The organism is uncultured Fretibacterium sp. (genome assembly GCF_938040765.1).
Lineage (GTDB): Bacteria > Synergistota > Synergistia > Synergistales > Aminobacteriaceae > CAJPSE01.
Genome location: NZ_CALIAA010000274.1, coordinates 1 through 8536, shown reverse-complemented (window position 1 = coordinate 8536; position 8536 = coordinate 1). Strand labels below are relative to the sequence as shown.

General features: G+C 62.3%; 7 protein-coding genes and 2 pseudogenes. 8 read left to right on the top strand and 1 reads right to left on the bottom strand.

Translation table 11 applies throughout. The features are described 5' to 3' along the window. Positions 1-21 precede the first annotated feature (21 nt). The 8 genes and pseudogenes from Q0176_RS11265 to Q0176_RS09775 all read left to right on the top strand — a co-directional run. Positions 22-348, top strand: a pseudogene (locus tag Q0176_RS11265) (hypothetical protein); the annotation flags it as partial. Between the two features lie 35 nt (positions 349-383). Further along, positions 384-620, top strand: a pseudogene (locus Q0176_RS09805) (sigma-70 family RNA polymerase sigma factor); the annotation flags it as partial. Positions 621-678: 58 nt separating this feature from the next. Further along, on the top strand, positions 679-1236 hold the full coding sequence (locus Q0176_RS09800; RefSeq protein WP_299302245.1) for a hypothetical protein: 558 nt from the start codon (positions 679-681) through the stop codon (positions 1234-1236). 85 nt (positions 1237-1321) lie between these two features. Next, positions 1322-2527 (top strand): MFS transporter, encoded by a 1206-nt coding sequence (locus Q0176_RS09795; RefSeq protein ID WP_299302242.1) that lies wholly within the window; start codon positions 1322-1324, stop codon positions 2525-2527. 47 nt (positions 2528-2574) lie between these two features. Then, on the top strand, positions 2575-3120 hold the full coding sequence (locus tag Q0176_RS09790; RefSeq protein WP_299302239.1) for a hypothetical protein: 546 nt from the start codon (positions 2575-2577) through the stop codon (positions 3118-3120). Positions 3121-3154: 34 nt separating this feature from the next. Then, on the top strand, positions 3155-5125 hold the full coding sequence (metG, locus tag Q0176_RS09785) for a methionine--tRNA ligase (RefSeq protein WP_299302236.1): 1971 nt from the start codon (positions 3155-3157) through the stop codon (positions 5123-5125). Positions 5126-5138: 13 nt separating this feature from the next. Next, positions 5139-6362, top strand: a complete 1224-nt coding sequence (locus Q0176_RS09780; RefSeq protein ID WP_299302234.1) for a DUF2157 domain-containing protein — start codon at positions 5139-5141, stop codon at positions 6360-6362. After that, a complete protein-coding gene (locus tag Q0176_RS09775; RefSeq protein ID WP_299302231.1) occupies positions 6359-6919 on the top strand; it encodes a GDYXXLXY domain-containing protein in 561 nt (186 codons plus the stop codon). The genes Q0176_RS09780 and Q0176_RS09775 overlap by 4 nt, the downstream gene beginning before the upstream one ends. A gap of 61 nt (positions 6920-6980) precedes the next feature. Here the strand turns inward: Q0176_RS09775 and Q0176_RS09770 are convergent, their stop codons facing one another. After that, a complete protein-coding gene (locus Q0176_RS09770; RefSeq protein WP_299302228.1) occupies positions 6981-8237 on the bottom strand; it encodes a hypothetical protein in 1257 nt (418 codons plus the stop codon). Positions 8238-8536 lie beyond the last annotated feature (299 nt).

The window sequence follows — 8536 nt, the reverse complement described above, 5'->3', positions numbered from 1 at the left end:
CGCGTTGAGGTCACGGATTCCATGGTGCTCGTCGTGGCCGCGAGGGCGGGCGGCGACGAGCCCGAGCCGCTGCCCGCGGCCGAGTACGACCGGGCCGCCGGACTGCTGTCCGCCAGGCTGCCCGAGTACATGATCCCGAAGCGGATTATGGAGATCTCACATTTCCCGCTCACCGGGAACGGGAAGGTCGACCGCGAGGCACTGGCGGGCTTGATCCCCGAGGAGGCCGACGACGACGGCTCCCCGGCGGCTCCCATCTCCGCCGTCACCGCCCTGTCTGCCACCGAACGGCGGCTTGCCGAGATCTGGGACGAACTGCTGGAGACGAGCGCGAGCGCCGACTCCGATTACTTCCGGCTGGGCGGCGACTCCCTCATGGCTACGAGGCTGCGGCGGGCCATCTGCTTCACGAACAGATCGAGGAGATGTTGGCTACGCTGTCCAGCCGGGAGCGGGAGGTGCTTCATTATCGTTTTGGCCTGGAGGACGGACATTCCTACACCCTGGAGGAGGTCGGGCGCAAGTTCAACGTGACCCGGGAGCGGATCCGGCAGATCGAGGCCAAGGCTTTGAGGAAGCTTCGTCAGCCCAGTCGCAAACTCAAGGATTTTTTGGATTGATGTCGATTTTGTGCGCACCTTTTTCGTCGTCATTCAAATTTTTGGGGAGGTTGTCTGTATGATGTCTTCAAAAAAGATCGCTGTGTTGCTGATTTGTGGTGTGTTGTCGGTAGGGGGTTGTATTTTTGGCAGCCGGTGGAGTGCGGATGCGGCGATCCGCCCGCTCAACCCCGAGCCCCCTGCGGCCCCCAAGGGAACCCCGGAGGCGGGATCCTCTGGTTCGGGGAGCGGTGGACCGGTGGTGGAGTTGAAATCTCTTGCCAGGCCTAAAAGAGCCCGTTCGTCTGCGGAGGCCCCTGCGGGGCCCGCCGGCGCGAAGGCTCCGGGCGAAACGGTTCCCGCTTTGGGGGTGGATGGTGTACCGGCTCCCGCGCCTTCGGGGCGGGTCGTCTTCTCCGGAGACCCGTTGGATCCTCTGATCGGCGAGCCTCAGCTGGGGCTTTCGCTGGACAAAATTTTCGCGATAGCCGACCACGCGGGGTACAATCTCATATTGCGTGCGCGCTATGTGGCGACGGCCATTGACACCCCCTATTCCTATTCTCTGATGAAGGGGCGGCGACGGTTGGCCACGCTCTTTTTCGATCGGAATCTCAAACTGTCCATGATAAAGTAACTGCGGCTAAAGCCTCGGAAAGCTCTGTAAGAGACCAGGGGAAAAGGGGCGGACGCCGCCTTTTCAGGAATGGAGTTGAACTGCGTTGAGCGGAAAGACGGGCGCCTTCCCCCTGAAAGGGGACTTTTTTGCGCTTTTGGAGATCAAGGTGGTCCTGATATCGTTGGCGCACGGCGTCAACGATATGTATGCGGCGTTTCTGCCCACCTTCGTTCCCTACATCAAGGCGTCGCTGGGGCTGGACTACGCTCTGACGGGGGCGCTCAGCCTCATCGTGGGGCTTTGCCATATCGTCGGACAGCCCGTGATCGGCTACTTCTGCGACCGTATTCGCCGCCCCTGGCTCATGATGGCCGGCCCCCTGCTCTGCGGCTTGGGGGCCGTCATGCTTCCATCTGCGGGAAGCTACGGAGGGGCCCTCTTCTTCGCCGGGCTCTGGGGGGTGGGGAGCGCCCTGTTCCACCCTCAGGGCAGCGGGGGGATCGGCTATGTGGCGAGGCCGGAAAAACTGTCGTTTGCCCTGACCCTGTTCAACATCTCCGGGACGGCCGGGGTTCTGGTCAGTCCCGTCGTGGCCGTCTTCGTGGTGGAGCGGTTCGGGTATGGAGGCCTCTGGGCCACGCTGCTCCCACCTCTCCTGCTTGCCCCTCTGATCTATTGTTTCATGCCGTTTCTCCGGGAAACGCTTCCTCCCCGTACCGAGAGCGGCTCGGGGTTCTGGCGGAGCTTTGGCGGGGTGTTTACGGTGCTCTTCCCCCTATGGGCCGTCGCCGTGATCCGGGACGTCGTGTTCCAGTGCGTACGCTTTTTCCTGCCGCTGAAGATCGCGGCCGAGGGCGGTGCTCTGGATGCCATCGGGACCGTTCTCTTCTGTATCACGCTCGGAGGAACTTTGGCGATGATCCCCGTCGAACGGCTGTCCAAAAGGGTGAGCATCAGGACGATCCTGGGGCTGACCCTGCTCCTGGGGTCGCTTTTCCTGACGTCGGCCTCGCTGGCCTCGGGGCTGCTTTCGACCTCTCTCTACATCGTGGGGGTCTCCTGTATCTACTCCACCATGCCCCTCACCGTGGTCCTGGCCCAGACGTTGATGCCCCATGCCCGGAGCGTCGCGAGTTCGGTTGTCATGGGGCTTGCGTGGGGGACGGCAAACGTGGCGCTCTACCCCCTGGGAGAGCTTGCGGACAGGATCGGCATCCACAATACGACGCTGCTCATCGGGTTGCTGCCTCTGCTGGGCCTGGTATTTCTCCTCTCCCCCGTGTTCCGGGAGGAGTGCCGAGGATCGTGATAAGATAACATAATCGGTTTTTTGCCGGGGTTGTGGAGGTCCTAGCGATGTTGTCCTCGGAGTTTCTCATGGATCTTGCAAAAAAAGTTTATGGGACCCTCAGCTCCCTGGAGGGCACGCTCCGTCCCCTCAGCGGGGAGGGGGAGGGTGCGCCTCTCCCGGGGGAAATCTCCGTTCCTCATGTCCTTGCGGGTCTTTCCCCGGAGGACGGGCCGTGCTTCTTCGTCAAGACCCTTACCGGGCTGATGGAGGAGAGGGGAATCGGCGACGCGGAGATGAGCTCCAAAATGGGCTGGACCCCGGAGGACATGGCCGCTCTGCGTGCCGACGGGCAGTGCTGTCCCCTCAAGGAGCTGGTCTTCGCGTTCGGCCTGGCGCTCGAACTGAAACGGGACGAGATGCGTCGGCTTCTCGTCTCGGCGGGGCACACGCTTTCGGAGGATGAGGTCTACGATATCGTCCTCCTTCATTGCATGGAGAGTGGCGTGTTCGCCCTGGAGGACGTGAACGAGGCCCTGAAATGCTTCAACCTGAAACCCATCGTGCTCAGGCCCTGGAGGGGCCGACCGGCCGAGGGCCCCTGCCCGGTCTGACGGTTCGAGTACGTGAATACGGAGGTTTTTTATTATGGACGGCAGGAATTTCTACATCACCACTCCCATCTATTACGTCAACGACATTCCCCACATCGGCCACGCCTACACGACGATAGCCTGCGACGTCATGAGCCGTTACAAGCGCATGAAGGGGTACGACGTGTATTTCCTCACAGGGACGGACGAGCACGGGCAGAAGATCCAGACCGCCGCGGAGGCGAAGGGGATGATGCCCCAGGAGCTGGTGGACAAGATCCACGTCAACTTCAAGGATCTGTGGAAGGTCCTGGATATCGGCAACGACGACTTCATCCGCACCACCGAGCCGCGCCATATCCGCGTGGTCCAGGCCATGTTCGGGAAGCTGATGGAGCAGGGGGACATCTACAAGGGGACCTACGAGGGGCAGTACTGCGTCCCCTGCGAGACCTACGTCCCCGAGTCCAGCGCCGGGGAGGGCAATACCTGCCCGGACTGCGGTCGGCCCCTGACCCTGATGCAGGAGGAAAGCTACTTTTTCCGAGCCTCCAAATACGTCCCCAGGCTGATCGAACATTACGAAAAGCACCTGAGCGGGGTCATGCCGCGCATCCGCTACAACGAGATCATGAGCTTCCTGCGGGGGGAGGTTCGGGATCAGTCCGTGTCCCGTACGACCCTCAAGTGGGGCATCCCGATCCCGGGCGACGAGAAGCACGTGATTTACGTCTGGTTCGACGCCCTGATCAATTACACCACGGCGGTGGGGTATCTGGACGATCCCGCGATGTTCCGGAAATACTGGCCGTCCGTCCGGCACGTGGTGGGCAAGGACATCATCCGCTTCCACTGCGTCATCTGGCCGCTCATGCTCCTGGCCCTGGGGCTGGAGCCCCCCGTCTCGGTCATCGCCCACGGCTGGTGGACGGTCGACGGCGAGAAGATGAGCAAGTCCAAGGGCAACGTCGTGGACCCCTTCAAGATGGCGGAGCTCTACGGGGCCGACGCCTTCCGTTATTTTCTGCTCCGCGAGGTGCCCTTCGGCCATGACGGGGACTTCTCCGAGGCCGCGCTCGTCGGGCGCATCAACAGCGACCTGGCGAACGACCTGGGCAATCTTCTGAACCGCACGCTCCAGATGATCGTCAGCTATCGGGATGGCGTCGTCCCGGCGGGCAAGCTCGACGACCCGCTGGACAACGAACTCCGTGCGCTCGCGAAGGCGACGTTGGAGCGCGTGGACGAGACCATGGAACGCTTTGCCTTCGACGAGGCCCTGAAGACGGTCTGGGCGCTCGTTGGGCGCGCCAACAAGTACATCGACGAGACCATGCCCTGGAAACTGGCCAAGGAGGGGCAGGAGAAGAAGCTGGACTCCGTGCTCCTGAGCCTGTACGAGGCGCTTCGCCTCTCGGCCCTCCTGATCGCCCCCTATATGCCGGGGACGTCGCGGAGGATCTGGGAGCAGCTTGGGCTCGACGGCTCCCCCCTGGAGCTCCTCTACGACGATTTCGTCTGGGGCGCGGGGGCGGGGACGCGGGTGCGTAAGGCCGAGGTGCTCTTTCCCCGGATCGACCTGGAGGCGTGGAAAAAGGCTCGGGGCGAGGAGGGGGCGAGGTCCGGAGCCCCGCGTAAGGAGGGAGGGGGCGCCGCCTCGAAGCATGAGCCGGACCTGGAACATGAGCCCGAGATCGGCATCGAGGCGTTCCGCTCCGTGGAGATGCGCGTGGCGCAGATTGTCAAGGTCGAGGAGATCCCGAAGTCGCGCAAGCTCTACAAGCTGGAGGTGGACCTGGGATACGAGAAGCGCACCGTCTGCTCCGGCATCAAGGCGTTCTTCACACCTGGAGAACTGGAGGGGCGGCGCGTCGTCCTGGTAACGAACCTGAAGCCGGCGAAACTCTGCGGCATCGAGAGCAACGGCATGATCTTGGCCGCCAGCGTCAAGGTGGACGGGAACAGCGAGGCCCTGACCCTCGTGGCTCCTGCAGGCGAGATCCCGCTGGGCAGCCGCGTGAGCTGAGGGCGGCATCGTCATGGAAAGGGGCTTCCCCGAGCGTTTCGTCAAAAGGAAGGAGCTGAATTTCCTGCTGGGCGAGGTCGCCCTCTGGAGGGACTCCGGGATCATCGATCCAGCCCAGGCCTCCGCCATCGAGGGGCTTTATGCTCCTCGGAAGGGGCATTTCCCTCAGGTTCTGCTGGGGCTGGGAGGCATGCTTGTCGGCCTGGGGTTCCTGAGCGCCGTCGCCGCGAACTGGCTGGACATGCCCCGCGCCTTCCGCGCTGCCCTGATCGTGCTCTGCTACCTGTTTTCCATCCTTGCAGCCTGGCGGGCGGAGGCGGAGTTTCCCCGCACGTCGCGGGCCTTTCTGTTGCTGGGAAGCTTCATCTATGGCGGGGGCATCTTCCTCATGGCCCAGATGTTTCATCAGGGCGGGCACTGGACTACGGCCGTTGCCTGGTGGTTCGCGGGGGTGCTGCCCGTCGCCCTGCTCTTTCGCGACCCGTTCCAGGTGCTTCTCATGCAGGCGCTCGCGATTGTTTTTCTGTATGGATTCCATGCCCCATGGTTCGGTCTGTTCGGCAGCTTCTGGAGTGCTCCACAGTTCTCCGTCGCGGATTTCCTGCGGAGCCTCTTCCGGCCTCAAAGGGTTCTGATCCTCTTGGCCCTGTGGGCGGCCTGGTGGCGTTTGGGGGAGCGCAGACGTCTCTGTTTCGGCATGAACGTTTTTGCCACCCTTTCCTTCGTCGGTCTGCCGCTCTTCGCCTATCTCTCGGACCCAGCGCAGAACTTGATCGTGCTGGGCGGAATCGGGATGCTGATGGTCCTTTGCTCCTTCGGAGAACGGAAGGGTGACTTGGAGGGGTGGGGGATTATGCTGACAGGGGTTTGCGGGCTCTTCCTCACGATCTCCATGGTCTGGCGCGACTCCGTTCTGCCGGACTGCCTCCCCAGGTTCAACGCGCTGGTCGTCGGGATGGGGTTTTCCTCACCCGATACCGCCTTTGCGGTGCTGTCGGCCCTGATCTTCTCCCTGCTCATGCTCTGGCTGACCTGGAGGGGACACACCCTGGCGACCACTTTTTTCTGCCTTTTGGTGCTGCGCTATTACTTCGACGGCTTCTACGATTTCATGCCCAAGGCCGCGTTCTTCACGGTGGGCGGCCTCCTGCTGATCGCCTTGGGCTATTTCATGGAGCGGGTGCGCCGAAGGGCGAAGCGGATCAGAACGACCCTTGAGGAGGGGAAAAAGGCATGAGGGGATTGAGACGTTATCTCGTCGTGGCTCTCCTGCCCCTGTGCGTGCTCCTAGCCGCGCCGGTGAGGCCCACTCTGATCCTGATGTTCGGTGAGGAAGTGCGCCTCGCCACGGTCCCGTTCGATCCCCGGGACCTCTTCAGGGGCGACTATGTGGCGCTCCGCTTTGCGGTGGAGGAGATCCCATTGGCCTCGTTCGACGTCGTTTCCGGGGGGGAAACCGGCGGACCGGAACCGGCGGAGATGAAGCTCGCAAAGGATTGGTACGTATCCCTTGAGCGGGATGCATCGGGCATATTTTCTCCCGAGGGGGTCGGGACGTCCCCGCCTGTGGGGCGGCCCTATCTGAGGGGGACGTTTCGTGCCGCCTCCGGCGGCTCCGTGGCGAGGCTCGATTTCGGTCCCGGGCTCGAACGTTTCTACCTCAGGGAGAACACGGGCCGCGCTTTGGAGGACGCCGCACGAAAAGGCCGCATCGAGGCAATCGTGAAAGTATGGCGGGGGATGCCCGTCATCGTCTCGCTGGACGTGAAGCCGAAGGAACCGTCGACGAATTGAATGCGAATGCCCCCTCCTTTTTGAGGAGGGGGCATTTTTTCATTTGTGTGCTGCCGTTGAATCAGCGGCGGTGCGCGCCTGCGGCGACGAAGGAGAGTCCCGCCCTCGTCAGGGCCTCCGCGGTCGTATTCACGGCCTTGTGCTTCAGCATGTAGTTCCCCAGCAGGGCGTCCATCTCGCCGGATGACTCGATCTCCTTCCTGTCGCGGAAGTAGTCGAGGATGTCCGAGGGATGGGCCAGGTCCTTTTCGTCCTCGGGGTTTCCTCCCTCGTGTTTGGCGGAGATGTTGGGGATGGTCTTTGCCAGCTCGACGAGGCCGGCCCGCCGGTCATAGGGCTGCCGGACGATGCTCTTCCACGTCTCCGTAATGTGGTGCTCGATGCGGACCTGATCCTCGAGCCCCAGTTCCTTCCGCACGGTGGCGGCACGGGCCAGGTTGCCGTCGTCGATGGAGTTGGACAGGTTGAAGCCGGAGAGAGGGGTGGAGCCGTCGTCGCGCGCGAACATGCGCGCGGCCAACAGAGTCCAGAGGACGGCGTAGGGGTTGTCGTTGCCCATGAAGACCGATATCTTGAAGCGGATGTTCACGCCCAGCCGATAGAGAAGATAGCCCAGGAAGACGGTGCCCGGATTGATGTTCAGCACCTCGTCCACGCCGTAGTTCACGTAATAGTACAGGGCCTCATCCACCCACTGGAGCGGATGCCCGTTGGGCTGGCCGATGCCTCCGAAGTAGCCCGTCAGGGTCTCCGGCCCCCCGAGGTGCACGTTGGAGCCGTCCGTCCCCTTGGTGTCCAGCGTCTCGACGCAGGAGGCCCCCAGGATCTTCATGGCGGCCCGGACTGCGGGGAGATCGCCTCCGTCCGCCTCCTGCTCCTTCATCTTCCGGACGCGAATGAAGCGGCCCGGGAGCACCTCGCCCCTTTCGATGCACTGCCGGGCTTCGGCGACGACCCAGGGGAAATATTGCAGGGCGCTGATCTCCAGGGTTACCGGCCTTGCCGCGTCGTACTCCCAGGCGGGGCGTTCGGGGCTGACCCTGGCTCTATAGGCCGAGATCGGGATGAACCTTCCCTCCTCGCGCGCCGTCATGAGCCACTCGAGATCCTTGATGTAGGGGGAGTTTATCCTTTCGAGCCGCTTCAAAAGGGTTTCGATGCGGCCGGCCTCCCGTGCCCTGGCGTTGATCTCCTCCACCGAACCGTACTTGGCGACCACCCGCCGCAGGTCCGCGAGCAGGGGGTTGTCGGGGTTCGTCAAAAATGCGTTGAGTCCCTCCATGGCGGACGGACCAACCTGAAAGTCCTGCTTCCTCACGATGTACTCCTCCTTTTCCTTTCCTCCGTCCTCGCGGAACGACGCCCTAGAGGGCTGAGTATCATTCATTATAGCGTCGATTTCCTGTCGTTGTTATTGAAGACAAATGTGAGAGCGGATGTCTCTGGCTTTTGCGTCGAATGAAAGCGGGTATGCGAGTGGGGAACGCGATCTGGTCGGAGGTTTTGTGTTTATTGTAGGGGCTGGGGGGTAATTGGTTTTGGGGTTACTTGATTTTGGAGATGTTGTTTATGGGTATGAGAGGTCTGCGAGGTATTTTGTTTTTGTACTTGACAGGT

Excerpts from the sequence above, each read along its gene's own strand:
- Q0176_RS09800 (WP_299302245.1), top strand. The coding sequence starts at position 679 with ATGATGTCTTCAAAAAAGATCGCTGTGTTGCTGATTTGTGGTGTGTTG.
- Q0176_RS09790 (WP_299302239.1), top strand. The coding sequence starts at position 2,575 with ATGTTGTCCTCGGAGTTTCTCATGGATCTTGCAAAAAAAGTTTATGGG.
- metG (WP_299302236.1), top strand. The coding sequence starts at position 3,155 with ATGGACGGCAGGAATTTCTACATCACCACTCCCATCTATTACGTCAAC.
- Q0176_RS09780 (WP_299302234.1), top strand. The coding sequence starts at position 5,139 with ATGGAAAGGGGCTTCCCCGAGCGTTTCGTCAAAAGGAAGGAGCTGAAT.
- Q0176_RS09775 (WP_299302231.1), top strand. The coding sequence starts at position 6,359 with ATGAGGGGATTGAGACGTTATCTCGTCGTGGCTCTCCTGCCCCTGTGC.